Source organism: Pseudomonas sp. zfem001 (genome assembly GCF_032621725.1).
In the GTDB taxonomy this organism is placed as follows: Bacteria; Pseudomonadota; Gammaproteobacteria; order Pseudomonadales; family Pseudomonadaceae; genus Aquipseudomonas; species Aquipseudomonas sediminis.
This window is the reverse complement of the sequence record NZ_JAVYJI010000001.1, coordinates 833,516-857,424: the sequence shown is the minus strand read 5'-3', so window position 1 is coordinate 857,424 and position 23,909 is coordinate 833,516. Positions and strand designations below refer to the sequence as shown.

22 protein-coding genes are annotated in these 23,909 nt (G+C 63.2%); 7 read left to right on the top strand and 15 right to left on the bottom strand.

Features of this window, described 5'->3' with window-relative positions; genetic code table 11:
* Positions 1-39 precede the first annotated feature (39 nt).
* The gene (locus RTH74_RS04205) at positions 40-474 is read right to left on the bottom strand and encodes a DUF411 domain-containing protein (RefSeq protein ID WP_125833769.1); all 435 of its coding nucleotides are present in this window, start codon (positions 472-474) and stop codon (positions 40-42) included.
* 130 nt (positions 475-604) lie between these two features.
* On the opposite strand from RTH74_RS04205, the gene RTH74_RS04200 reads away from it, so the two are divergent.
* On the top strand, positions 605-988 hold the full coding sequence (locus RTH74_RS04200; RefSeq protein ID WP_125880075.1) for a DUF4345 family protein: 384 nt from the start codon (positions 605-607) through the stop codon (positions 986-988).
* 24 nt (positions 989-1,012) lie between these two features.
* Here RTH74_RS04200 and trmA read toward each other — a convergent pair whose 3' ends face one another.
* Together trmA and RTH74_RS04190 are read right to left on the bottom strand one after the other, a co-directional pair.
* Positions 1,013-2,101, bottom strand: coding sequence for a tRNA (uridine(54)-C5)-methyltransferase TrmA (gene trmA, locus RTH74_RS04195; RefSeq protein WP_316913830.1), 1,089 nt, complete (start codon positions 2,099-2,101; stop codon positions 1,013-1,015).
* 249 nt (positions 2,102-2,350) lie between these two features.
* Positions 2,351-3,643, bottom strand: a complete 1,293-nt coding sequence (locus RTH74_RS04190) for an NCS2 family permease (RefSeq protein ID WP_106732684.1) — start codon at positions 3,641-3,643, stop codon at positions 2,351-2,353.
* A gap of 199 nt (positions 3,644-3,842) precedes the next feature.
* On the opposite strand from RTH74_RS04190, the gene RTH74_RS04185 reads away from it, so the two are divergent.
* Entirely contained in the window at positions 3,843-4,394 is a 552-nt protein-coding gene (locus RTH74_RS04185) for a DJ-1 family glyoxalase III (RefSeq protein ID WP_316913829.1), read from the top strand.
* Positions 4,395-4,536: 142 nt separating this feature from the next.
* Here RTH74_RS04185 and ada read toward each other — a convergent pair whose 3' ends face one another.
* Positions 4,537-5,565: a bifunctional DNA-binding transcriptional regulator/O6-methylguanine-DNA methyltransferase Ada gene (ada, locus tag RTH74_RS04180; protein WP_316914313.1), complete on the bottom strand. Its 1,029-nt coding sequence runs from the start codon at positions 5,563-5,565 to the stop codon at positions 4,537-4,539.
* A gap of 171 nt (positions 5,566-5,736) precedes the next feature.
* Between ada and RTH74_RS04175 the strand changes: the two genes are divergently transcribed.
* On the top strand, positions 5,737-6,909 hold the full coding sequence (locus tag RTH74_RS04175; RefSeq protein ID WP_316913828.1) for an HD domain-containing phosphohydrolase: 1,173 nt from the start codon (positions 5,737-5,739) through the stop codon (positions 6,907-6,909).
* A 62-nt stretch (positions 6,910-6,971) separates the two neighbouring features.
* Here the strand turns inward: RTH74_RS04175 and RTH74_RS04170 are convergent, their stop codons facing one another.
* The 6 genes from RTH74_RS04170 to RTH74_RS04145 form a co-directional block, all read right to left on the bottom strand.
* The gene (locus tag RTH74_RS04170) at positions 6,972-7,943 is read right to left on the bottom strand and encodes a peptide ABC transporter ATP-binding protein (RefSeq protein WP_316913827.1); all 972 of its coding nucleotides are present in this window, start codon (positions 7,941-7,943) and stop codon (positions 6,972-6,974) included.
* Positions 7,943-8,899, bottom strand: a complete 957-nt coding sequence (locus tag RTH74_RS04165; protein ID WP_316913826.1) for an oligopeptide/dipeptide ABC transporter ATP-binding protein — start codon at positions 8,897-8,899, stop codon at positions 7,943-7,945. The genes RTH74_RS04170 and RTH74_RS04165 overlap by 1 nt, the downstream gene beginning before the upstream one ends.
* A gap of 10 nt (positions 8,900-8,909) precedes the next feature.
* On the bottom strand, positions 8,910-9,812 hold the full coding sequence (locus RTH74_RS04160) for an ABC transporter permease subunit (protein ID WP_125833761.1): 903 nt from the start codon (positions 9,810-9,812) through the stop codon (positions 8,910-8,912).
* Between the two features lie 117 nt (positions 9,813-9,929).
* On the bottom strand, positions 9,930-10,940 hold the full coding sequence (locus RTH74_RS04155) for an ABC transporter permease subunit (RefSeq protein ID WP_125880067.1): 1,011 nt from the start codon (positions 10,938-10,940) through the stop codon (positions 9,930-9,932).
* A gap of 177 nt (positions 10,941-11,117) precedes the next feature.
* The gene (locus tag RTH74_RS04150) at positions 11,118-12,707 is read right to left on the bottom strand and encodes an ABC transporter substrate-binding protein (RefSeq protein WP_420713132.1); all 1,590 of its coding nucleotides are present in this window, start codon (positions 12,705-12,707) and stop codon (positions 11,118-11,120) included.
* 177 nt (positions 12,708-12,884) lie between these two features.
* A complete protein-coding gene (locus RTH74_RS04145; protein ID WP_316913824.1) occupies positions 12,885-13,451 on the bottom strand; it encodes a cupin domain-containing protein in 567 nt (188 codons plus the stop codon).
* A 188-nt stretch (positions 13,452-13,639) separates the two neighbouring features.
* On the opposite strand from RTH74_RS04145, the gene RTH74_RS04140 reads away from it, so the two are divergent.
* A complete protein-coding gene (locus RTH74_RS04140; protein WP_316913823.1) occupies positions 13,640-14,869 on the top strand; it encodes a Xaa-Pro peptidase family protein in 1,230 nt (409 codons plus the stop codon).
* 53 nt (positions 14,870-14,922) lie between these two features.
* On the opposite strand, the gene RTH74_RS04135 is transcribed toward RTH74_RS04140, so the two are convergent.
* From RTH74_RS04135 to RTH74_RS04125, 3 genes are all read right to left on the bottom strand, one after another.
* Positions 14,923-16,518: an ABC transporter substrate-binding protein gene (locus RTH74_RS04135; protein WP_316913822.1), complete on the bottom strand. Its 1,596-nt coding sequence runs from the start codon at positions 16,516-16,518 to the stop codon at positions 14,923-14,925.
* Between the two features lie 60 nt (positions 16,519-16,578).
* A complete protein-coding gene (locus tag RTH74_RS04130; RefSeq protein ID WP_316914312.1) occupies positions 16,579-18,177 on the bottom strand; it encodes an ABC transporter substrate-binding protein in 1,599 nt (532 codons plus the stop codon).
* Between the two features lie 225 nt (positions 18,178-18,402).
* The gene (locus RTH74_RS04125; protein WP_099522508.1) at positions 18,403-19,116 is read right to left on the bottom strand and encodes an SIMPL domain-containing protein; all 714 of its coding nucleotides are present in this window, start codon (positions 19,114-19,116) and stop codon (positions 18,403-18,405) included.
* Positions 19,117-19,313: 197 nt separating this feature from the next.
* Here RTH74_RS04125 and RTH74_RS04120 point away from each other — a divergent pair, with 197 nt between their 5' ends.
* From RTH74_RS04120 to RTH74_RS04110, 3 genes are all read left to right on the top strand, one after another.
* Positions 19,314-20,567: an ATP-binding protein gene (locus RTH74_RS04120; protein WP_099522507.1), complete on the top strand. Its 1,254-nt coding sequence runs from the start codon at positions 19,314-19,316 to the stop codon at positions 20,565-20,567.
* A gap of 15 nt (positions 20,568-20,582) precedes the next feature.
* A complete protein-coding gene (locus RTH74_RS04115; RefSeq protein WP_099522506.1) occupies positions 20,583-21,143 on the top strand; it encodes a response regulator transcription factor in 561 nt (186 codons plus the stop codon).
* A gap of 205 nt (positions 21,144-21,348) precedes the next feature.
* Complete coding sequence (locus RTH74_RS04110) at positions 21,349-22,290, top strand: AEC family transporter (protein ID WP_099522505.1); 942 nt, start codon at positions 21,349-21,351, stop codon at positions 22,288-22,290.
* A gap of 57 nt (positions 22,291-22,347) precedes the next feature.
* Here RTH74_RS04110 and RTH74_RS04105 read toward each other — a convergent pair whose 3' ends face one another.
* Positions 22,348-22,734 (bottom strand): carboxymuconolactone decarboxylase family protein, encoded by a 387-nt coding sequence (locus RTH74_RS04105; protein WP_316913821.1) that lies wholly within the window; start codon positions 22,732-22,734, stop codon positions 22,348-22,350.
* Between the two features lie 2 nt (positions 22,735-22,736).
* Entirely contained in the window at positions 22,737-23,831 is a 1,095-nt protein-coding gene (locus RTH74_RS04100) for a calcium/sodium antiporter (protein ID WP_316913820.1), read from the bottom strand.
* Positions 23,832-23,909: the final 78 nt, after the last annotated feature.

Below are 23,909 nucleotides of genomic sequence, written 5' to 3'. Positions count from 1 at the left end.
GGTTGGTTATCGCAGCAGTGTAGCTGCGTACATGCCGGCTCAGTTGGCGGGGTAGTCGCTCAGCAGTTGATCCTTGCGTTCGTTATCCAGGCCGATGACCTGATAGGCGTCGACACGACCGCCGTACTCCATGCCTGGCGAGCCCATGGGCATACCGGGTACAGCAGCGCCGATCAGATCGGGACGTTGACGCAGCTTGAGAATGTCGGCCGCCGGTACGTGGCCTTCGACGAATTTGCCGTCGATCACGCCGGTGTGGCAGGACGCCAGGCGCGGCGGAACGCCAAGGCGCTGTTTGACCGCACTCATGTCGGTCTCGACATGGTCGTTGACGGTGAAACCATTGTCCTGCAGATGGCTGATCCACGCCTTGCAGCAGCCACAATTGGCATCGCGGTGAACATCGATGGTCAGGGGTTCGCTGGCGTGAGCCAGACCGGAGACGAGGAAGAGGGCGAGCAGGGAACGACGCATGGCAAGGCTCCAGATAATCGAGCGCTCAGCATAGCGCCGGCATGACGACTGCCCAAGCCATTGCGACTATGCGTCGCGACCAGTGGCTGCCTATGCTAGTGGCAGCCACTCCTTGCCCGGAAATCTGCCGATGCTGTTTGCTCGAATCGTCCTGTCGATCCAGATCGCTGCCCTGCTCGTGTTGGGGCTGGCCTACTTCATTCGTCCCGAGGAAATGGCCAGCTTCAGTGGCGCATTGCTGATGGGAAGCGCCGCCGTGACTGAAGTGCGTGCCTATTACGGCGGCCTGCAATTGGGGTTGGCGGCTTACCTGGCGATGGCGCTGCTGCGTATGGATTTGCTGCGCCCGGCGCTGCTTCTGCTGGTACTGCTGTACAGCTCGCTGGCGTTGGCGCGCATTGCCGGGCTGTGGCTGGATGGCGGCGCACAGCAGACCTTCAACCTATACGCGCTGCTGCTTGAAGTGGCATCGGCCGCGCTGGCCTGGTGGGCGTTGCGCGGCTTGTCTCGCTGAGCCGGGCCAAGGGCGAAAAACGACTCAGCGCCGCTCCAGCAGCACACCCGCTTCCATGTGGTGGGTGTAGGGAAACTGGTCGAACAGTGCGCTGCGCGTCACTTTGTGAGTGTCGCTCAACTGGGCGATGTTGGCGGCCAGGGTCTCCGGGTTGCAGGAGATGTACAGGATGCGCTCGAAGCGGCGAGTCAGCTCGCAGGTGTCCGGGTCCATGCCGGCGCGCGGCGGGTCGACGAAGACACTGCCGAACTCATAGCTCTTGAGATCGATACCGGCCAGACGGCGGAACGGGCGCACCTCGTTCAGCGCCTGGGTCAGCTCCTCGGCGGACAGGCGCACCAGCTCGACGTTGTTCACGCCGTTGTCAGCCAGGTTGGCCAGGGCGGCGTTCACCGAGGTCTTGCTGATCTCGGTCGCCAGGGCCTTGCGCACGCGGGTGGCCAGCGGCAGGGTGAAGTTGCCGTTGCCGCAGTAAAGCTCCAGCAGGTCGTCGTCGCGCTGGCCGAGGGCGTCATGGGCCCAGTTCAGCATCTTCTCGCAGACCTTGCCGTTGGGCTGGGTGAAGGCGCCTTCCGGTTGGCGATAGCGAAAGCTGCGCCCGGCTACGGTCAATTCTTCTTCCACATAGTCGCGACCGATCACCAAGCGTTGACCGCGGGAGCGGCCGACCAGGCTGACGTTCAGCTCGGCGGCCAGCTTTTCCGCCTCGGCTTGCCAGACGTCGTCCAGCGGGCGGTGGTAGGCCAGAGTGATCAGCGCATCACCGGCCAGGGTGGTGAGGAACTCGACCTGGAACAGTTTGAACGACAAGGCTTCGCTGGCCTGCCAGGCAGCGCGTAGGCGCGGCATCAATTCGTTGATGCGCAGGCTGGCAATGGGGAAGTCGTCGAGTAGTATCGGCGTATGTTTGTCGCCCGGCGCGAACATCGCGTAGTGGCGCTGGCCGTCTTCACGCCACAGGCGAAATTCGGCGCGCATACGGTAGTGCTCGCGCGGTGAGTCGAATACCTCGGGCTCCGGGGCGGCGAAGGGCGCCAGCAGTTCGACCAGGCGGGCCTTCTTCTCGGCGAGTTGGGCGTCGTAGGTGGCGGGGTCGAATGCGGGGCGGCTCATCGGTCACTCATGGGGCAGGAAAACGGGGCGCCATTGTAGCGATTCCGTTGCCGGCGTGCCGTTGTCGTCGATCATTGGTGGCGCTGGACGCAGAGCGTCCCGGGTAGGCGTTCCCACGCGGAGCGTGGGAACGATCATGACTAGCGCCGATGGTGGGCTGAAGCGAAACGCCGCCCGGCCCACCCTACGCAGGTTGTCCGGGGCGCGGCGTAGGGCATACTCGCGAAGCAGTACGCCGTTATCGGCTGATCAGGCGAAGTAGGCCAGCTTGACCACGAACAAGGCCGAGAGCACCCACATCGCCGGGTTCAGTTCGCGCCAGCGGCCGGCCAGTACCTTGACCGCGGTCCAGGCGATGAAACCGAACGCGATGCCGTTGGCGATGGAGAAGGTCAGCGGCATGGCCAGGGCGGCGACCACCACCGGGGCGGCGACAGTCAGGTCGTCCCAGTCGATCTGCGCCAGGCTGCTCATCATCAGCACGGCGACGAACAGCAGCGCAGGCGCGGTGGCATAGGCCGGAACGGCGCCAGCCAGCGGGGCGAAGAACAGGGCCAGGAGGAACAGCGCGGCGACCACGCAGGCAGTCAGACCGGTACGTCCACCGGCACTGATGCCAGCAGCGGATTCGATGTAGCTGGTGGTGGTGCTGGTGCCCAGCGCGGCGCCGGCCATGGTCGCGGTGCTGTCGGCCAGCAGGGCGCGGCCCAGGCGCGGCATCTTGCCGTCCTTGTCCAGCAGGTCGGCTTTTTGCGCCACGCCGACCAAGGTGCCGGAAGTGTCGAACAGGTCGACGAAGAGGAAGGCGAAGATCACGCTGATCAAACCGATATCCAGCGCGCCGGCTATGTCCAGCTGCAGCAGGGTAGGCATCAGCGAGGGTGGCATCGACATCACGCCTTGCAGCTCGGACAGGCCGAGGGCAATGGACAGGCCGGTGACCAGCAGAATGCCGATCATCACCGCGCCGGTGACTTTGCGATAGGCCAGTGCGGCGATGACGAAGAAGCCCAGGCAGGCCAGCAGTGCGCCGCCGTTGCTCATATCGCCGAGGCCGACCAGGGTGGCCGGGTGATCGACCACGATGCCTGCGTTCTTCAGGGCGATGATCGCCAGGAACAGGCCGATACCGGCGGCGATACCGGCGCGCAGGGCCAGCGGGATGCTGTTGATGATCCACTCGCGGATCTTGAAGATCGACAGCAGGAAGAAGATTGCGCCGGAGAGGAATACCGCGCCCAGAGCGGTCTGCCAGCTGTAGCCCATGGTCATCACCACGGTGTAGGTGAAGAAGGCGTTGAGGCCCATACCGGGCGCCAGGGCGATCGGGTAGTTGGCCAGCAGGCCCATGATCAGCGAGCCGATGGCGCCAGCCAGGCAGGTGGCGACGAATACCGCGCCGTGGTCCATGCCGGTCTTGGCGAGCATTTCCGGGTTGACGAAGAGAATGTAGGCCATGGTCAGGAAGGTGGTGATCCCGGCCAGTACCTCGGTGCGCACCGTGGTGTTGTGGGCTTTGAGTTGGAACAGTCTTTCCAGCATGGTGGCTCCCCGAGGCGCAAACGCGCCTGAATTGGTCTGCACAAAGCAAAGCACATCCGTCCGTGCAGGCCGGAAAATTGCTCGATTTCGCAAAAGCCGCGCATCATAACAGCAAGGTTTTGCCGGGTGAATTCAAGGTCTGTCGTGTCCTTTTATGACCAGGTGGACAGTTTCATTTTCTGTCTGAAGGAGTAGTGAGATGAGCAAGCGAGCGCTGATTACAGTCGCTGATGGTGTCGAAGATCTTGAATGCGTGACCCTGATCGATGTGCTGCGCCGCGCCGACGTCGAGGTACTGGTGGCGAGTATCGAAGAGCGCAGGATGATCACCTGCGCCCGTGGTACCCGGCTGACCGCTGATGCCATGTTGGTGGACGTGCTGGCACAGGATTTCGACCTGATCGTCCTGCCCGGCGGGATGCCTGGTGCGCAGCGTCTGGCCGAGTTCGAGCCGTTGGCCGAACGTGTGCGCAAGCAGGCCAAGGCAGGCGAGCTGTTTGCCGCGATCTGCGCCGCGCCTGCATTGGCCCTGCAGCAGTACGGGGTGCTCAGGCAGCGACGGATGACCTGCTATCCGGCGTTCAGTGATCGGCTGAGTGGCTGCACCTTCGTCGACGAGGCGGTGGTGGTCGATGGCAACTGCATCACCAGCCAGGGCCCGGGAACGGCGTTGGCCTTTGCCCTGACCCTGGTGGAGCAACTGGTCGGGCGCGGCACACGCAGCGAGGTAGCCAAGGCGATGCTGGTGTAGAGGGCGTGGCCCTGAATCTGTAGCCCGGATGAAATCCGGGGCGCTGGCGATCATGTTCCCCGGATTGCATCCGGGCTACGCAGAGCGCCGTCCAAGACTCGTGGGCCAAAGCCCACCCCACGAGCTGAAGCGCCCGCACGGGCTACGTCTCCTGGCTTTCCTGCTCCAGCAACCGCCGTTTGCGCTGCAACCCCCAACGATAGCCGCTGAGGCTGCCATCGCTGGCCACGACACGATGGCAGGGTAGCAACAGGCCTATGGCGTTGCTGGCACAGGCGCGGGCAATCGCCCGTGGGTGACTGTGCAGCTGTCCGGCCAGGTCGGCGTAGCTGCGGGTTTCGCCGCTGGGAATATGCTGCAGTGCCAGCCAGACGCGTTGCTGAAAGGCCGTGCCGCGAATATCCAGGGGCAGATGGGCGGCGCGCTCCGGCTCTTGTAATTGCGCCAACACTTGCTGCAGCCAGTTGCGCAGACCTTGTTCATCTTCTTCGAGCTGGGCGGCGGCGAAGCGTTGTTGCAACTCGTCACGCAGGGCAGTCGGCTCGTCGCCGAACAGCAATGCACAAACGCCCTTGTCACTGGTTGCCAGCAGCACCTGGCCGAGTGTGCTGGGGGCGATGCTGTAGCGCAGGCGTTCGCCTACACCGCGTAGGCGGCGCTGCGCCGGGCTCATGGCCTGGGGTTTTTCATACAAAGCGCGGGTGCCAGAGTAGCCAGCGGCCAGGGCCGCCTCGAGCACGTTATCTGCCAGTGGCAACTGGGCGTCCAGACGCTGGCGGCGTTGCGCTGCCGCCCAGGCATTGGGCGTCATCCCGGTACGCGCCTTGAACGCACGGGCCAGGTGTGACGGCGACAAGCCGATGCGGGCTGCCAGTTGCGGCAGCTTCAGGCGCTGTTCACCGCGCAGAAGATCACAGGCGGCCGCAACCAGTGCGTCGAGCTGCTGCGCCGGGCTTTGCCCCCGTGGCGAGCAGCGCTTGCACGGGCGAAAGCCAGCGGCCTCGGCACTGGCTGCATCGACATGGAAACTGACATTGTCGCGCCGTGGCCGCCGCGCAGGGCAGTTCGGCCGACAATAGATGCCGGTGCTGCGTACGGTGAAAACGAAGCGTCCGTCGAACGCCCCATCACGTTCGCAAACGGCTTGCCAACAGCGTTCCGGGTCGAGCATGGCGCAGCCCTTCTGGTCACGGTTTTGCTGACGATTGTCGGCTGCTCGCGTTGCGCTGCCAATCCGCATTGCACTTTCAAACCGCTGCCGAGGTCATTTGTATGTCGGCCTGAGCGCAAATACAGCCCAGCGCCTTTAATGATGATTAGGAAGGTGCCAGTGGAGGTCGCCATGCGCGGGATGCTCGATAGGCCGGAGCAGGAACTGATTCTGGTGGTGGATGATGCGGTGGACGCGCGCCAGCGCCTGGGCGCGTTATTGGTCGACCGCTACCAGGTGCGCCTGGTCGGCAGTGAGGAAGCGCTGCACGCTGCCAGGTCGCGACCGCAACCGGACCTGATTCTGCTCGACTGGCAGGATGACTACGCGCTGTGCCGTCGCTTCAGGACCGATCCGCAGACCCGACATATCCCGTTGATCCTGGTCACTGGTCGCAGCGATCCGGCTGACGAGCAGTTGGGCTTCGACCTCGGCGCCGCCGACTACATCACCAAACCAGTCAGCCCGCCCATCGTGCTCTCCCGCGTGCGGGCACAATTGCAACTCAAGGCTGCCACCGATTATCTGCGCGACAAGAGCGAATACCTGGAGCTTGAGGTCAAGCACCGTACTCGCGATATCCAGCGCTTGCAGGACGTCACCATCGAGGCCATGGCCAGCGTTGCCGTCATGCGTGACAACCCGAGCAGCCGTCGCCTGGAGCGTATCGAGCGCTACATGACCTGCCTGACCGCTGCACTGGCGCGGCAGCAGCCGGCCTTGTCCGAGTCTCTGAACGAGGAGCGTATCGCCCAGCTGGGCAAGTCGGCCATGTTGCATGTGATCGACCGGTTGACCCTGCCGGATCGTGTGCTGCTCAGCCACGGTGAACCGGATGAAAATGATCTGCGACTGCTGAGCGAGGGCGTGATCGCCGGACGCGATGCGCTTGAACGCGCCGAGCGCAAGCTGGGCAGCATCACCGACTTTCTCTCCGATGCCAAAGACATCGTCTATGGCCAGCACGAGCGCTGGGACGGCAAAGGCTATCCGCAAGGTCTGCATGGCGAGCAGATTCCGCTGTCGGCGCGGCTGATGGCGCTGGTGGGGCACTTCGAAGAACTGAGCTGTCGGCATCCTTACCTGCCGCCGACCAGCCCGGCACAGGCGGTGGCGCAGATCAGCGCGGCCAGCGGCACACGCTTCGATCCCATGGTGGTGTTGGCCTTCGTCGAAGCCACGACGGAGTTTCTGCATATCGCCGAAACCCTGGCCGATGACGCTGCTGCGGTCGGCGTCGAGTTGCAGCGGCTGGAGGACTCGCTGGCCGAAAGCATCGAGCTGACCCTGCCACCAACGGCATAGGTGCGTCGTCAGCCCAGGCGGCGCCGCGACGCTCTACGGAGCGCCGCGGTCTTTGCCGTGAGCTAGTCGACGATCCGCTCCACATGATGGCAGGCCACCTGCCGTGCATCGATCAGGCGTAGCTCCGGGCGCTCGCTACGGCAGCGCTCGTCGGCATGCGGGCAGCGCTTGTGGAAGGCGCAGCCGGAGGGTGGATTCAGTGGATTGGGTAACTCGCCGCTGATCTTCATCCGCGGCTTGTCCGGATCTGGATGAATCGCCGGCGTCGCCGACAGCAGGGCGCGGGTGTAGGGGTGCAGCGGGCGGGTGTAGAGCGCCTCGGCCGGGCCCATTTCCACCGGACGACCGAGGTACATCACCAGTACGTCGTCGGCGACATGACGCACCACCGAGAGGTTGTGCGAGATGAACACGTAGCCGGTCTGGTACTGCTCCTGCAGGTCCATGAACAGGTTCAGCACCTGGGCCTGGATAGACACGTCCAGCGCCGAGGTCGGCTCGTCCGCCACCAGTACCTGCGGCTGCAGCATCATGGCGCGGGCCAGGGCGATGCGCTGGCGCTGGCCGCCGGAGAACATGTGCGGGTAGCGCTGGTAATGCTCGGGGCGCAGGCCGACCTGCTGCATCATCGCTTGCACTTTCTCGCGGCGTTCGGCGCGCGACAGGCGGGTGTTGATCAACAGCGGTTCGGCCAACTGATCACCGATCTTCTGCCGCGGGTTGAGCGAGGCGTAGGGGTTCTGGAACACCATCTGCACATCGCGGCGCAGTTGCTTGCGCTCGGCATGGCTGGCGCCGGCCACTTCGTGCCCGGCGATCTGCAGGCTACCGGAACTGGGTGTTTCGATCAGCGTCAGGGCGCGAGCCAGGGTGGACTTGCCGCAGCCGGACTCGCCGACCACGGCCAGGGTCCTGCCGGACTGTAGGCTGAAGGACACGCCATTGAGCGCCTGGACCGTGGCCGCCGGCTTGAACAGGCCGCGCGAGGCACTGTAGTGACGGGTCAGCTCACGGGCTTCGAGTACGGTACTCATCAGGCCACCTCCAGCGGGAAGAAGCAGCGCGCGGCGCCACGGTCATGTGGTTCCAGGGCTGGGCGTTGCTGGTGGCAGCGCTCCTGCACGTAGGGGCAGCGGGGTGACAGCAGGCAGCCCAGCGGGCGGTCATAGCGGCCAGGCACGATGCCGGGCAGGGTGGCCAGGCGGCTGGCACCGGCGCTGTGCTCGGGGATCGCCTTGAGCAAGGCTTCGGTATAGGGATGGCTGGGCGCGTCGAACAGAGCCGGCACCTGACCCAGCTCCACCGCTTGCCCGGCGTACATGACGCAGACGCGCTGGGCGGTTTCGGCGACCACGGCCAGGTCGTGAGTGATCAGCACCAGAGCCATGCCCTGATCGCGCTGTAGGTCGAGCAGCAATTCCATGATCTGCGCCTGAATGGTCACATCCAGCGCTGTGGTCGGTTCATCGGCGATCAGCAGCTTGGGTTCGGCAGCAATCGCCATGGCAATCGCCACACGCTGGCTCATGCCCCCGGACAGCTGATGCGGATAGGCATCGAGGCGACTGGCGGCGCCAGGAATTTCCACCCGCTCCAGCAGCTCGAGGGCGCGGGCCCGCGCCGCCTTGCCTTTCAGACCGAGGTGCTGCTGTAGCACTTCCTCGATCTGGAAACCCACGGTGTAGCTGGGGTTGAGCGCGGTCATCGGGTCCTGGAACACCATGGCCAGGTCCTTGCCGACGATGTGTCGGCGTTGGCGGCCCTTCAGGCGCAGCATGTCGGTGCCGTCGAACTGCATGCAGTCGGCCTGGACGATGCCCGGGGCGTCGATCAGGCCCATCAGCGCCATCATGGTCACGGACTTGCCGGAACCCGATTCGCCGACGATGGCCAGCACTTCGCCCTGCTCGACGCTGAGATCGAGGCCATCGACCACCGGCATGGCGGGGCCGAAGCGTACGGAGAGATTGCGGATATTCAGCAGGCTCATTCCGGGTTCCTCACTGCGCATTCTTCAGTTTCGGGTCGAGCGCATCGCGCAGGCCGTCACCCATCAGGTTGATTGCCAGCACGCTGAGCAGAATCGCCAGGCCGGGCAGGCTCACCACCCACCAGGCGCGCTCGATGTAGTCGCGTGCCGAGGCCAGCATGGTGCCCCACTCGGGCGTCGGCGGTTGTACGCCGAGGCCGAGAAAACCCAGCGCGGCCGCGTCGAGAATCGCCGAGGAAAAACTCAGGGTGGCCTGCACGATCAACGGCGCCATGCAGTTGGGCAGCACGGTGACGAACATCAGCCGTGGCAGGTTGGCGCCGGCCAACTGCGCAGCGGTGACATAGTCCCGGTTCAGTTCCCCCATCACCGCCGCGCGGGTCAGGCGCACATAGGACGGCAGCGAGACGATGGCGATGGCGAAGATGGTGTTGATCAGCCCTGGGCCGAGGATGGCGACGATGGCAACCGCCAGCAGCAGCGACGGCAACGCCAGCATGATGTCCATCAGGCGCATGATGCCGGGGCCGAGCAGGCGCGGGAAAAAGCCGGCGACCAGGCCCAGGAGGATGCCGGGAATCAGCGACAGCACCACCGATGCCAGGCCGATCAGCAGCGACAGGCGTGCACCGTGGATCAGGCGCGAGAGCAGGTCGCGGCCCAGTTCGTCGGTGCCGAGCAGGAACTGCCATTGGCCGCCTTCCAGCCACACCGGTGGGGTGAGCAGGAAGTCGCGGTACTGCTCGCTGGGATCGTGCGGTGCGACCCAGGGGGCGAACAGTGCGCAGAACACCAGCAGGATCATGAACGCCAGGCCGCCGAGGGCGCCGGTGTTGTGGGCGAAGGCTTGCCAGAACTCCTTCAGCGGCGAGGGGTAGAGCAGGCTCTGGTCGAGTGGGGTGGAGGTGGTCATGGGCGCACCTCTTGTAGGGTGGACGACGCTTCACCCGTCCACCGACGTGTTTTCACGGTGGATGAAAAGCGCGTCATCCACCCTACGCAAACGATGTGGCTATGCATGGCGCCTTCCTTACTTCTGATGGCGAATACGTGGATTGGCCAGGCCATAGAGGATGTCCACGGTGAAGTTGACCAGGATCACCAGGCAGGCGATCAGCAGAATGCCGTTTTGCACCACCGGGTAGTCGCGGGCACCGATGGCCTCGATCAACCACTTGCCGATGCCCGGCCAGGAGAAGATGGTTTCGGTCAGCACGGCACCGGCCAGCAGGGTGCCGACCTGCAGGCCGAACACGGTCAGCACCGGGATCAACGCATTGCGCAGGCCATGCACGAAGACCACGCGCGTCGGCGACAGGCCTTTGGCCCGCGCGGTGCGGATGTAGTCCTCGCGCAGCACTTCGAGCATGGCCGAGCGGGTCATCCGCGCGATCACCGCCAGCGGGATGGTGCCGAGCACGATGGCCGGCAGGATCAGGTGGCGCAGGGCGTCGACGAAGGCGCCTGGCTCGTCGGACAGCAGTGTGTCGATCAGCATGAAGCCGGTGACCGGCGGGATGTCGTAGAGCAGATCGATACGCCCTGAAACCGGTGTCCAGCCCAGGCCCACCGAGAAGAACATGATCAGCAGCAGACCCCACCAGAAGATCGGCATGGAATAGCCGGTCAGGGCAATGCTCATCACGCCGTGATCCAGCGCTGTGCCGCGCTTGAGTGCGGCGACCACCCCGGCGATCAGGCCCAGGGTACCGGCGAACAGCAAGGCGGCCAGGGCCAGCTCGACGGTGGCGGGAAACAGGGTGAGAAATTCGTTCCACACGCTTTCACGCGAGCGCAGCGATTCGCCGAGGTTGCCGCTGGCGAGTTGCCCGATGTAGTCGAAGTACTGCTGGTACAACGGCTTGTTCAGCCCCAGACGCTCCATGGCCTGGGCGTGCATTTCCGGGTCGACGCGGCGTTCGCCCATCATCACTTCCACCGGGTCGCCGGGGATCAGGCGGATCAGTGCGAAGGTCAGCAGGGTGACGCCGAAGAAGGTGGGGATCAGCAAGCCCAAGCGGCGTGCAATGAAGCTCAGCATGGCGGTGGGTAACTCCTAATCAGGACGGTATCGAGCAGCCCGGAATTCTGGCGATTCCTTCGCACATGTTGCAGGTTAGCTGTTCGACCACGACGTGCCCCGGGCATTTGCCTGGGGCGTCGTTCGAGGGCGGTCGCGTAACGGCAGTCGGCGCAGCGGCGATCGCGCAAAGGGCTATCAGTCGTTGCTGACACCGATGAAGCTGTTGCGGCCGAAGGGGCTGATCTGGAAGCCTTTGACGCTGCTGCGCATCGGTTGGTAGACCGTGGAGTGAGCGATCGGCGTGATTGGCACTTCGCGCTTGAGTACGACCTGGGCCTGACGATACAGCTCGCTACGTTGTTCCTGATCGGTCACGCGCTTGGCGGCGACCACCAGCTTGTCGTATTCGCTGTCGCACCACTTGGAGAAGTTGTTGCCGTCTACCGAGGCGCAGCCGTACAGGGTGCCGAGCCAGTTGTCCGGGTCACCGTTGTCGCCGGTCCAGCCGATCAGCATGGCGTCGTGCTCGCCGGCATGGGCACGCTTGATGTATTCGCCCCACTCGTAGCTGACGATGCGCGCCTTGATGCCGACCTTGGCCCAGTCGTTTTGCAGCATTTCGGCCATCAGCCGCGCGTTGGGGTTGTAGGGGCGCTGCACGGGCATGGCCCACAGGGTGATCTCGGTGCCTTCCTTGACGCCGGCAGCCTTGAGCAGTTCCTTGGCTTTTTCGGGATCGTAGGCCGCATCCTTGATCGACTCGTCATAGGACCATTGAGTCGGCGGCATGCCGTTCACAGCCAACTGACCAGCGCCCTGGTATACGGCGTCGATGATCGCGGCCTTGTTCACCGCCATGTCCAGCGCCTGACGCACTTCGCGCTTGTCGAACGGCGCGCGGGTGACGTTGTAGGCGATGTAGCCGACGTTGTAGCCAGGCTCGGTCGGTACATTGAGATTCTTGTCGGCCTGCAGACTCTGCAGGTCGGCAGGGCGCGGGTTGAGGGTGACGTGGCATTCACCGGCGCGCAGTTTCTGTGCACGTACCGAGGCGTCGGTATTGATGGAAAAGATCAGGTTGTCGATCTTCACCTGCTCCGGGGCCCAGTACTGCGTGTTGCCCTTGAAGCGGATCACCGCGTCCTTCTGATAGCGGCTGAACACGAACGGGCCGGTGCCGATGGGCTTCTGATTGATCTCGGCGGCCTTGCCGGCCTTGAGCAATTGGTCGGCGTATTCGGCCGAATGTATTGCGGCAAAGCTCATCGCCAGGTTCTGTACGAAGGCGGCGTCGACGGCATTGAGGGTGAAGACCACGGTCATGTCGTCGGTCTTCTTGATCTTGGCGATGTTCTTGTCCAGTCCCATGTCCGTGAAGTAGGGAAACTCGCTGGGGTAGGCCTGGCGGAACGGGTGGTTGCGATCGAGCATGCGCTGGTAAGTGAACAGCACATCGTCAGCGTTGAAGTCGCGAGTCGGCTTGAAGTAGTCGGTGCTGTGGAACTTGACCCCTTCGCGCAAGTGGAAGGTGTAGGTCAGGCCGTCTTCGCTGATGTCCCAGGAGCTGGCCAGCGACGGTTGTGCCTTGGTGCCGCCGCGCTCGAATTCGGCGAGGCGGTTGAAGATGGTTTCCGAGGCTGCATCGAAGTCGGTGCCGGTGGTGTACTGGCCGGGGTCGAAACCACCCGGGCTGCCTTCGGAGCAATACACCAAGTTATTGGCGTGGGCGAACGAAGCACTGGTGAGCAGGCCTGCGGTGAGCAGTGCCTTGCACAGGGGGGACATACGCATGCGAACCTCTTTTTCTTTTTGTTCGCGCCTGGGTATGGCGCGAGCTCGGAATGCGGTGAAGGCGGGTAGCCCACCGGGTCGGGCTCGAAATTAAGTCATGCTGAAATTGCGGTCAACAAAAATTAAGCAGCACTAACATTGCGCATATTCGCCCTGAATTGGGGCGAAAAATCACTCGCTGGCAGGGTGATCGCCGAAAAGCGCCATGGTGGTCATGGTCAGCACTTCGGCTGGTGCATCGGCGTTATTGGCCAGGCGATGCAGCTTGCCGGCATCGAAATGCACCGAGTCGCCGGGACCGAGGGGGTAGTCGCGACCCTCGATGGTGTAGACGATCTGCCCGCTGAGCACGTAGGAAAATTCCACGCCTTCATGCGCGATCAGTTCAGACTGATAGCCCACCGGAATGTTCATCTTCACCGCGTTGATCGAGTTGCCGGGAAATGAACTGGACAGGCGCTCGTAGGCCAGCAACTGGCCGCCTACGGTGTAGCGCACCCGCTCGTTGACGTGGGAATCCGGCTGCGCCTGAGCGGGTTGGTCGAACAACACATTGAGCGGTACATCCAGTGACTTGGCGATGCTCGCCAGCGACGACAGCGATACGCCAGTCAGGTTGCGCTCTGCCTGGGACAGGAAGCTGGCGGTCAGACCAGCGTCTACCGCTACCTGATTGAGGGTCTTGCCGGCGGCGCGCCGGTAGCGGCGCAAGCGTTCGCCAATGCGATCTGCGGTCATGGAGGTGGCTCGCTGTTCGGGTCCGCGCAGTATACCCATGAGGTGCAGGGACTTCAGCCCGGTGCGGGCGAGCTTTTTAAGTCCAACTGAAAAAAGTTTTGACCAAAATTTAAGTTGCACTTAAATTTTGCCGCAATCGAATTGCCCGGTGACGATGGTCGTCGTGGGCGCCAGACGAGGATGTGCAGATGACACTGGGAGTGGGCGGCAGCACGCCGGAGCAGGCCTTGGCGCGCCTGCAGAACATGATGGCCGGCGCGGAGCCGATCACAGAGGCGCAATACCAGGCGCGTATCACCCGCGCTCAGGCGTTGATGCGCGAGCAGGATATCGCCGCGCTGTTTCTGGCTGCCGGTAGCAACCTGCAGTACTTCACCGGCGTGCAGTGGCATCCCAGCGAACGCATGGTCGGGGCGATTCTGTCGGCCAGCGGTGCGCTGGAGTACCTGGCGCCGGCGTTCGAGGAGGGCACGGTGCGCGACTTTCAGGTCGTGCCTGGCGTGATCAATACCTGGCAAGAGCACGAAAGCCCCTATGCACTGTTTCTGAACTGCCTGAAGCGTCTGCTGGAATTGCCCAAAGATGGTGCGCAACCGAAGGTAGGTCTTTGTTCTTCTTTGCCTTTTTTCATGTTTGAAGGCATTCGCCAACTGACCAGCGGTTATCGCTTCGTCGATGCCGGCAGCGTCACCACGGTCTGTCGCCAATCCAAATCGCCAGCCGAAATCGCCCTGATGCAGCGCGCCAAGGACATGACCCTGGAAGTGCACAAGGCGGCTGCGAGCATCCTCCATGAAGGTATCAGCACCACTGAAGTTGCCGAGTTCATCCACCAGGCGCACCGCCGGGTCGGAACGCTCGGCTCGACCTTCTGCATCGTGCTGTTCGGCGCCGCCAGTGCCTTTCCGCATGGGGTCAAGCACGCGCAGCGGCTCAAGGACGGCGACATGGTACTGATTGACACCGGCTGCAAGGTTCACGGTTACCTGTCGGACATCACTCGCAGCTACGTTTTCGGCACGCCCAGCGCGCGTCAGCGCGAATTCTGGGAGAAGGAGAAAGCCGCTCAGCAAGCTGCCTTCGACGCCGCCGTGCTCGGGGCGCCCTGTTCGTCGGTGGACGCGGCAGCCCGGCATAGCCTGGAGGCGGCAGGGCTTGGGCCTGGCTACAATTTGCCAGGTTTGCCGCACCGTACGGGGCACGGCATCGGCCTGGACATTCACGAAGGTCCGTATCTGGTCGGCGGTGATGACACCCCGTTGGCAGAGGGCATGTGCTTCAGCAACGAGCCGATGATCTGCGTGCCGGGCGAGTTCGGCATCCGCCTCGAAGATCACTTCTACATGACCGCCGCTGGCCCGCGCTGGTTTACCCAGCCCAGTCATTCGGTGGACGACCCCTTCGGCCTGGGCGTTTAACCACGCCTAGGTCGGGTTCGTAGACGCTTTCATCAGGCTCGGGCCATGGCTGCTCATGGCACGCTCACCTTGGAAAAGTTGTTCGAGCCCATTGGGCTGAGTACGAAGCCTTCGACGCCCTTGCGCAACGCTGCGAACTGTTTCGGGTGGGCCAGGGCGATCCAAGGCGCCTGCTCATGGAAGATCGTCAGGGCCTGGCGATACAGCGCGGCGCGTTTGCTTTGCTCGGGTTCGCGGCGTGCCTGGGTGATCAGGGCATCGAAGGTCTTGTCGCACCACCCGGCCTGGTTCTCGCCGCTCTCGGCCGCGGCGCAGGACAGATTGGGGGTGAGGAAGTTGTCCGGGTCACCGTTGTCACCGGCCCAGCCCATGAATACCAGGTCGTGCTCACCGTTCTTGGCGCGCTTGATCAGCTCGCCCCACTCGAACACGCGAATATCGCTGCGAATGCCGATGGCGGCGAGATCGGCCTGCAGCATCTGTGCGCCGATACCAGGGTTGGGGTTGGTTGGTCCGCCACCGGGGCGGGTCCAGATCGACAGGGCGAAGCCATCGGTGTGACCGGCCTCGGCCAGCAACTGGCGGGCGCGTTCGGGATCGTGCGGCCAGTCCTGCAGCGTGTCGTCGTGGCCCCACAGGGTAGCTGGGTAGGGCGCCACGGCCGGCGTGGCATTGCCTTCGCCATACTGCGCGCGAATGTAGGCGGCCTTGTCGAAGGCCAGGTTCAGTGCTTGGCGCACGCGCACGTCGTCCAGCGGCGGATGACGGGTATTGATGCCGATATAGGCGGTGAGCAGAGAATCCAGCTCCAGCACTTGCAGTTTCGGGTCGGCCTTCATGGCCGGGATGTCGACTGGGCGTGGGAACAGGGTGATCTGGCAGTCGCCGGCCTTTAGCCGTTGCTGGCGCACGTTGGGATCGGGGGTGATGGCCAGTATCAGGCGCTCGACCTGCGGTGCGCCATTCCAGTAATCCGGGTTGCCGCGAAAGCGTACCTGGGCGTCCTTGGCATAGCGCTCGAACACGAAAGGCCCGGTGCCGATGGGGGCATTGTTCAGGCGTTCGGGGGTATTCGTTGCGAGCAGGTGCTCGGCATACTCGGCCGAATAGATCGAGGCGAAGCCCATGGCCAGGTTGGCCAGGAAGGGCGCCTCCGGGTGTTTGAGGACGAAGCGCACACGATGCTCGTCGAGCTTGTCGATGCTCTCGATCAGTTGCGCCAGGCCCATGGCCTCGGCATAAGGGAAGCCACGCAGCGACAGCTTGTGCCAGGGATGTGCCGGGTCGAGCTGGCGCTGGAAACTCCATAGCACGTCATCGGCATTGAGCTCGCGAGTCGGGCTGAAGTCCTGGTTGGCGTGGAACTTCACTCCTTGGCGCAGGGTGAAGGTGTAGCTCAGACCGTCATCGGCTATTTCCCAGCTTTCTGCCAATGCCGGGACGATTTCGGTGCTGCCGGGGGCGAAGTCCACCAGGCGTTCGAACAGGGTTTCTGCCGTTGCATCGGCGGTGGTGGCTGCGGTGTATTGAACGATGTCGAACCCTTCCGGGCTGGCTTCGCTGCAGACCACCAGGTTGGCCGCCTGGGCCTGCGCGGCAAGCAGCGCGGTAAACAGCAGACTGCCGCGCAGAAGGGGAAAGGTAGGCATGCTGGCTCCTGGTTGACCGTCCTGCAATCGGCGCCCCTTCAAGGGCGCCGATGCAGATTGTTACTTGCCGATACCTACACCATAGAACGAGTTGATGCCGAACGGGCTGATGCGGAAGTCCTGCACTTCCTTGCGCATCGGCTGGTACACGGTGGAGTGGGCCAGCGGAGTGATCGGCACCTCGCGCTTGAGGATCACCTGCGCCTGCTTGTACAGCTCGGTGCGTTCGGCTACGTCGGTGGTGCGTTTGGCGGCCTTGACCAGCTTGTCGTAGTCCTCGAAGCACCATTTGGAGAAGTTGTTGCCGTCGACCGCGTCGCAGCCATAAAGGGTGCCGAGCCAGTTGTCGGGATCACCGTTGTCGCCGCTCCAACCGATCAGCATGGCGTCGTGCTCGCCGGCCTTGGCGCGCTTGAGGTATTCGCCCCATTCGTAGGTGACGATGCGCGCCTTGATGCCGATCTTGGCCCAGTCGGCCTGCAGGATCTCGGCGATCTGCTTGGCGTTGGGGTTGTACGGGCGCTGTACCGGCATGGCCCACAAGGTGATCTCGGTACCTTCCTTGACGCCTGCAGCTGTGAGCAGCTCCTTGGCTTTTTTCGGATCGAAGGCAGGGTCCTTGATGTCTTCGTTATACGACCACTGGGTCGGCGGCATACCGTTGACGGCCAACTGCCCGGCGTTCTGGTAAACGGCGTCGAGAATTGCCTGCTTGTTTACCGCCATATCCAGCGCCTGGCGCACTTCCAGTTTGTCGAACGGTGGGTGGGTAACGTTGTAGGCGATGTAGCCGACGTTGAAGCCGGCCTGCTCGGGCATCTTCAGCTTGGCGTCCTGCTGCAGCGAGGCGATGTCGGCCGGGCGCGGGAACAGGGTGACATGGCACTCGCCGGCACGCAGTTTCTGCATGCGCACGGACGAGTCGGTATTGATGGCGAAGATCAGGTTGTCGACCTTCACATCCTCGGGCTTCCAGTAGTCCTGATTACCCTTGTAACGGATCACCGCGTCCTTCTGGTAGCGGCTGAATACGAAGGGGCCGGTGCCGATGGGTTTCTGGTTGATGTCAGCGGCCTTGCCTGCTTTGAGCAACTGGTCTGCGTACTCGGCGGACTGGATCGAGGCAAAGCTCATCGCCAGGTTCTGCACGAAGGCGGCGTCCACTTCGTTGAGGGTGACGCGCACGGTCATGTCATCGAGCTTCTCCAGCTTGGCGATGTTGCTGTCCATGCCCATGTCGGTGAAGTAGGGAAACTCGGTGGGGTACGCCTTGCGGAATGGGTGGTCCTTGTCGAGCATGCGGCCAAAGGTGAATAGCACGTCGTCGGCATTGAACTCACGGCTGGGCTTGAAGTACTCGGTGGTGTGGAATTTCACCCCGGGGCGTAGCTTGAAGGTGTAGGTCAGGCCGTCGTCGGACACTTCCCAGCTTTGCGCCAGGCCGGGCTCGACCTTGGTGCCGCCGCGCTCGAACTGGGTCAGGCGGTTGAAGATGGTTTCCGCGGCGGCGTCGAAATCGGTTCCGGTGGTGTACAGGCCTGGGTCGAAACCGGCCGGGCTACCTTCGGAACAGAACACCAGGTTGGCGGCGCTGGCGAGGGGGGCGCTGGCGATCAGCCCAGCGGTAAGTAAAGCCTGGATAACGGCGTTCTTGCGCATCTTGACCTCATCGTTGTTGTGGTTGTGGTCCTTGAGGAGTCTCTTGTAGAAACCACCAACGAAACTATGCAGGCCTTGTGCCTGAGGCAAGAGGGGCGCCGTGGGGAAAATGGTTAGCGCTACAGCGCTGTAATTTGCTGTCGCATTTATGAAAAAGTTGCAGAGAAAAGATGGCAAAACGCCGTTATCTGGCGATAACGGCGCTGCTTTGTTGCGGAGCGTGGTTCAGGGCATCTGCACTTCGATGACGCCATCGGCGCTGACCGTGACCTGGCTGGTACCGGCTTCGATTTGCGGTGTGGGGGCTGAGTCCATCATCGCCATGCCCTTGGCTTCGAAGTTGCGCATGGCCATTGGCGGCTGGAAGCCACCGGTGTTGAGGTTCAGGCTGACCAGTTTGTAGCCCTTGCCGCCAAGCGCTTCGGTGGCCAGTTGCGCGCGCGCCTTGAAGGCATTCACGGCGTCTTTGAGCATGGCATCTTCACGGGTTTTGCGGGTGTCGGTGGCGATGCTGAAATCCATGCCGGCCATCTTCATCGATTGCAGCAATTCACCGGTGAGGGTGGACAAGCGGGCGAAGTCAGCGCTTTCCAGGCGCACCTCGGCGCGCTCGCGCCAGGCGGTGATCTTCTGGCCCTTGTCGTCATACACCGGGTAGCTGTTGCGGCTGCCAAGTTTGACCGCCACGCCCTTGACCTGACGCACCTGCTCCAGCGTCTTGTTGAGGGTAGTGGTGATCTCGGCGGCCAGTTTGGCCGGGTCGCTGTGCTGCGCTTCTGTATAGAGGGTGACGTGCATCAGATCGTGCGCCACTTCCTGATTGACCTCGGCGCGCAGGGCGATCTGGTTGTAACGCGCCTCGGCGGCCAGCAGGCCGGTGCTGGCCAGGCTGGCGGCGGTGAGGGCGAGGGCGGTGGCGATACGGGTCATGGTGCGCATGGTGCGGTTCCTTTTTCGATGGCCTTGTGGCCGTTTCCCGAGGTTAGACGAAGGCGAGTCGCGATCCGGGTTAATGCCGTGCAATTTTTTTCATCCTGCCCACCGAGCGGGCTATGGCGAAGTGTGCGTCCGGTTGCCGCAGCGGCGGAAGGCCGCGTCGGGCTTGGTTATACTCGCTCCCAGTCAAGGGAGTCTTCATGCTCGAACCCGTGCAGTTATTGTCCGCCAGTCGCCAGAATCTCTGGCGTCTGACCCTTATCCGTATTCTGGTGCTGGCAGCTCAGGCGGGCTCGGTCGGGCTCGCCTACAAATCAGGCATGCTACCGCTACCCTGGTTGCAGTTGTCGGTCACCCTCGGCGTTTCTCTGCTGTTGTGCCTGGGCACGGCCTTGCGCTTGCGCGGCCCCTGGCCGGTGACCGAGGTCGAGTACGCCGTGCAGCTGGGCTGCGACCTGATCATCCACAGCGTGCTGCTGTATTACTCGGGTGGTTCGACCAACCCCTTCGTTTCCTATTATCTGGTGCCACTGACCATTGCCGCCGCAACGCTGCCGTGGATGTTCACCATCGTCCTGGCCGGTATGGCGCTGGCCGGCTACACATTGCTGCTGGTGTGGACGCATCCACTCGAGTTGCCGGCGGCGCGTGAGAGCCTGCTGGTCTATGGCATGTGGCTGAGCTTTGCCCTGTCTGCTGCGTTGATCACCTTCTTCGTTGCCAAGATGGCCGAGGAACTGCGCCGCCAGGACGAGCTGCGCGCCGAACGCCGCGAGGAAAGCCTGCGCGACCAGCAACTGCTGGCCGTGGCCACTCAGGCCGCTGGCGCCGCGCATGAGCTGGGTACGCCGCTGGGCACCATGAGCGTGCTGCTCAAGGAGCTGCGCCAGGAATACCGTGACAAGCCGGCGCTGCAGGACGACCTGGCCTTGCTGCAAGAGCAGGTCAAGTTGTGCAAATACACCCTGCAGCAACTGGTGCGTGCTGCCGAGAATGATCGGCGTCAGGCAGTGGTCGAGCAGTCCTGCGTCGAATGGTTGGAAACCACCCTCAATCGCTGGCACCTGATGCGCCCGGAAGCCAGCTACCGCTATCAGTGCCTGGGCCGTGGTACGCCGCCGCGCATCATGCCACCGGCCGATCTCACCCAGGCGCTGCTCAACCTGCTCAACAACGCTGCCGATGCCTGCCCGGACAAGCTCGATATCCGCCTGGACTGGGATCATCAGTGGCTGCGTCTGAGCATTCGCGATCATGGTGCCGGCGTACCGCTGGCCATCGCCGAGCAGCTTGGTCGCCCCTTCTTCACCACCAAGGGCAAGGGCTTCGGTCTTGGGCTGTTCCTCAGCCAGGCCAGTGTGACGCGTGCCGGTGGTACGGTTAAGTTGTATAACCATGAAGAAGGCGGCACCCTCACCGAATTGAAGTTGCCGCGAGCCTATGGCGCGGCCTGACAAGGAATACCCAGCATGAGCGACGAGTCCCTGTTCGAAGGTGAAGAGCAACCCCATCTGCTGCTGGTCGACGACGACCCCACCTTTACCCGCGTGATGGCGCGTGCCATGAGCCGCCGCGGTTTGCGCGTGTCCACCGCCTCCAGCGCCGAAGAGGGCCTGGCTCTGGCCAAGGACGACCTACCGGATTACGCCGTGGTCGACCTGAAGATGGAGGGCGATTCCGGTTTGGTACTGCTGCCGAAGCTGCTGGAGCTGGACGCGGAGATGCGCGTCGTGATCCTCACCGGGTATTCAAGCATCGCCACCGCCGTCGAGGCGATCAAGCGCGGCGCGGCCAATTACCTGTGCAAACCGGCTGACGCCGATGATGTGCTGACTGCACTACTGTCTCAGCATGCTGATCTGGATAGCCTGGTGCCGGAAAATCCGATGTCGGTGGACCGTCTCCAGTGGGAGCACATTCAGCGCGTGCTGGCCGAGCATGAAGGCAACATCTCCGCCACTGCCCGTGCCTTGGGCATGCACCGCCGGACTCTGCAGCGCAAATTGCAGAAGCGCCCGGTTCGCCGCTGAACCTTGGCATGCCTGGTCCGTAGGGTGGGCCGGTCCACCCTACAGTTGCGCGGCTTTTGCCGATGATCGAGTCATGCATAGGCCGGTAGGGTAGGCCGGGCGGCGATCCGCTTCAGCCCACCAGCGGTGCGGCGCGGCTTTTGCCCGTGGCAGATAAATGCTTAGCCAGCTAACATAGGTCGTCAGACAACCTGCTGGTGTCGCCATGTTCGCCGTCGCTGCACAAACCCTCGCCATCACCGCCCCCGTGTTCGCCATGCTGTTTCTCGGTGTGGTACTCAAGCGTCTGCGCTGGATCGATACGCCTTTCATCGACACCGCTTCAAGCCTGGTATTTCGTGGCACCATGCCGGCTCTGCTGTTTCTCGGCGTGGTCAAGGCCGATCTGGATGCGGCCCTGCAGCCGCAGTTGCTGACCTACTTCTTCGTGGCCACCGTGGCCTCATTCTTCGTCGCCTGGGCCTGGGCGAGCTGGCGGGTACCGTTCGAGGATCGTGGCATCTACACCCAGGGCGCGTTTCGCGGCAACAACGGCATCGTTGGCCTGGCGCTGGCCACCAGCATGTACGGCGACTACGGCCTGTCGGTCGGTTCGCTGCTCGCCGCACTGGTGATCCTTTGCTACAACCCGCTCTCGGCGGTGGTGCTGGCCATCTACAGTCCGGGCGTGAAGCCAGGCGCCAAGGCCATCGCGCGCAGCATCGTGACCAACCCGATGATCATTGGCGTGTTGCTGGCAGCACCGATTGCCTACTGGAAAATCCCGCTACCGCAGTGGTTTCTGACCTCGGCCGAATACTTCGCGCAGATGACCCTGCCACTGGCGCTGATCTGTATCGGTGGCACCCTGAGCCTGGCCTCGTTGCGCCGCAGCAGTGGCACGGCCATCGGTTCGGGCATGATGAAGATGGTCTGGCTGCCGCTGCTGAGCACCTTCGGCGCCTGGCTGTTCGGCTTCCGCGGGGCGGATCTGGCGATCCTGTTTCTCTACTTCGCCAGTCCGACGGCGGCGGCCAGCTTCGTCATGGCCCGCGCGATGGGCGCCAACCACGAGCTGGCGGCAGCCATCATCGTCATCACCACCCTGGCGGCGGTGGTCGCCACCAACATCGGTTTGTTGCTGTTGCAATGGGGTGGCTGGATCTAGAGGAAGCGGTCACCAGTCAGTGTAGGGTGCGCACCGATGGCGTGCGCACGGCACACCCTACGAACTGGTGTTGTTCTGCCACTCGTCGATCACTTCCTGCGCTGCGCGGAAGGCATCGATGCAGGCTGGAACGCCAGCGTAAACCGCGCAGTGCAGCAGAGTTTCGCGAATTTCCTCGACGGTGCAGCCGTTGTTCAGCGCGCCACGCACATGGCCTTTGAGTTCCTGCGGGCATTTCAGCGCGGTCAGCGCAGCCAGGGTGATCAGGCTACGTGTCGCGCGCGGCAGGCCACTGCGTGTCCAGACGCCACCCCAGGCATGTTCGTTGACGAAGTCCTGCAATGGCTGGGTAAGCTCGGTGGCATTGTTCAGGGCGCGATCGACGAATGCATCGCCCATCACTTCACGACGCACCTGCAGACCGCGATCGTGGTTCTCGCTCATGTTCACACCTGCTCGCCGCGTTGTTTGTGCCAGGCGCGCCCGGCGATGATCACCAGGGTGATGGCGGTAAGCGGCAGTACGTAGCCGATCATCGCGTCACCGAAGGTCTGAGCCAGCGGCCGGCCGGTGCTGAACATAACCAGGTAGAGGGTGTAGGCCACGTAGTAGGCGAGGAACAGCAGACCTTCCCAGCGGTTGATACGGTAGCCGCTGAAGAAAATCGGCAGGCAGGCTACTGCTACTGCGATCATCACCGGGAAGTCGAAGGCCAGTGCGTTGGCTGCTACTGGAATGGCTGCCGGCGCAACCATCGAGGCCAGACCCAGCACGCAGAGCAGGTTGAAGATGTTGCTACCGACGATATTGCCCACGGCGATATCGCGTTCGCCTTTGATGGCAGCCAGGATCGAGGTGGCCAACTCCGGCAGCGACGTGCCGACAGCGACAACCGTCAAACCGATGACCAGCTCCGAAATTCCCAGTGCTCGTGCAAGCGTTACTGCGCCTTCGACCAGGAAGTTTGAACCTGCCACCAATAGCACCAGCCCGGCGATGATCAGGCCCAGGTTGACGGCCCAGGCGTAGGGTTTGGGCTCTTCGTCGAGACCGAACTCCTTGGCGAATTCGTCATCATCGCCGCCCTTGTCCTTGCGCGCGCTGTAGATCAGGAAGCCGGTGTAGGCCAGCACGCCACCGAACAGCAGAGTGCCGTCGAGGCGACTCAGTTCGCCGTCCCAGGCCAGGCCAAAGGTGACCAGGCTGGCGCCGATCATGATCGGCACGTCGAGGCGGATCAGCTGGCGCGAGACGACCAGCGGTGCGACCAGGGCAGTCACGCCGAGAATCAGCAGGACGTTGGCGATATTGCTGCCGATCACGTTGCCGATGGCCAGATCGCCACTGCCGTTGAAGGCCGATTGCACGCTGACTGCCGTTTCCGGCGCGCTGGTGCCGAAGGCCACCACGGTCAGGCCGATCACCAGTGGCGGAATGCCGAACTGTGCGGCCAGCTTGGCGGCGCCGCGTACCAATACCTCGGCGCCGGCAACCAGCAGCACCAGGCCGGCGATCAGGTAGACATAGGTCATCAGGGTCATTGCAGGGTAGCTCCGAAAAAAGTGCGGCTAGTGTAGCGATGGCATTATTGGCCGCTAGATGCGCCAGAAAGATTTTGT

Coding starts and splice junctions, on each gene's coding strand:
- RTH74_RS04110 (WP_099522505.1), top strand. CDS start 21,349: ATGTTCGCCGTCGCTGCACAAACCCTCGCCATCACCGCCCCCGTGTTC.
- RTH74_RS04135 (WP_316913822.1), bottom strand. CDS start 16,518: ATGCCTACCTTTCCCCTTCTGCGCGGCAGTCTGCTGTTTACCGCGCTG.
- RTH74_RS04205 (WP_125833769.1), bottom strand. CDS start 474: ATGCGTCGTTCCCTGCTCGCCCTCTTCCTCGTCTCCGGTCTGGCTCAC.
- RTH74_RS04125 (WP_099522508.1), bottom strand. CDS start 19,116: ATGCGCACCATGACCCGTATCGCCACCGCCCTCGCCCTCACCGCCGCC.
- RTH74_RS04150 (WP_420713132.1), bottom strand. CDS start 12,707: ATGTCCCCCCTGTGCAAGGCACTGCTCACCGCAGGCCTGCTCACCAGT.
- RTH74_RS04100 (WP_316913820.1), bottom strand. CDS start 23,831: ATGACCCTGATGACCTATGTCTACCTGATCGCCGGCCTGGTGCTGCTG.
- RTH74_RS04130 (WP_316914312.1), bottom strand. CDS start 18,177: ATGCGCAAGAACGCCGTTATCCAGGCTTTACTTACCGCTGGGCTGATC.
- RTH74_RS04140 (WP_316913823.1), top strand. CDS start 13,640: ATGACACTGGGAGTGGGCGGCAGCACGCCGGAGCAGGCCTTGGCGCGC.
- RTH74_RS04170 (WP_316913827.1), bottom strand. CDS start 7,943: ATGAGTACCGTACTCGAAGCCCGTGAGCTGACCCGTCACTACAGTGCC.
- ada (WP_316914313.1), bottom strand. CDS start 5,565: ATGCTCGACCCGGAACGCTGTTGGCAAGCCGTTTGCGAACGTGATGGG.
- RTH74_RS04105 (WP_316913821.1), bottom strand. CDS start 22,734: ATGAGCGAGAACCACGATCGCGGTCTGCAGGTGCGTCGTGAAGTGATG.
- RTH74_RS04200 (WP_125880075.1), top strand. CDS start 605: ATGCTGTTTGCTCGAATCGTCCTGTCGATCCAGATCGCTGCCCTGCTC.
- RTH74_RS04175 (WP_316913828.1), top strand. CDS start 5,737: ATGCGCGGGATGCTCGATAGGCCGGAGCAGGAACTGATTCTGGTGGTG.
- RTH74_RS04155 (WP_125880067.1), bottom strand. CDS start 10,940: ATGCTGAGCTTCATTGCACGCCGCTTGGGCTTGCTGATCCCCACCTTC.
- RTH74_RS04185 (WP_316913829.1), top strand. CDS start 3,843: ATGAGCAAGCGAGCGCTGATTACAGTCGCTGATGGTGTCGAAGATCTT.
- RTH74_RS04160 (WP_125833761.1), bottom strand. CDS start 9,812: ATGACCACCTCCACCCCACTCGACCAGAGCCTGCTCTACCCCTCGCCG.
- RTH74_RS04145 (WP_316913824.1), bottom strand. CDS start 13,451: ATGACCGCAGATCGCATTGGCGAACGCTTGCGCCGCTACCGGCGCGCC.
- RTH74_RS04190 (WP_106732684.1), bottom strand. CDS start 3,643: ATGCTGGAAAGACTGTTCCAACTCAAAGCCCACAACACCACGGTGCGC.
- trmA (WP_316913830.1), bottom strand. CDS start 2,101: ATGAGCCGCCCCGCATTCGACCCCGCCACCTACGACGCCCAACTCGCC.
- RTH74_RS04115 (WP_099522506.1), top strand. CDS start 20,583: ATGAGCGACGAGTCCCTGTTCGAAGGTGAAGAGCAACCCCATCTGCTG.
- RTH74_RS04165 (WP_316913826.1), bottom strand. CDS start 8,899: ATGAGCCTGCTGAATATCCGCAATCTCTCCGTACGCTTCGGCCCCGCC.
- RTH74_RS04120 (WP_099522507.1), top strand. CDS start 19,314: ATGCTCGAACCCGTGCAGTTATTGTCCGCCAGTCGCCAGAATCTCTGG.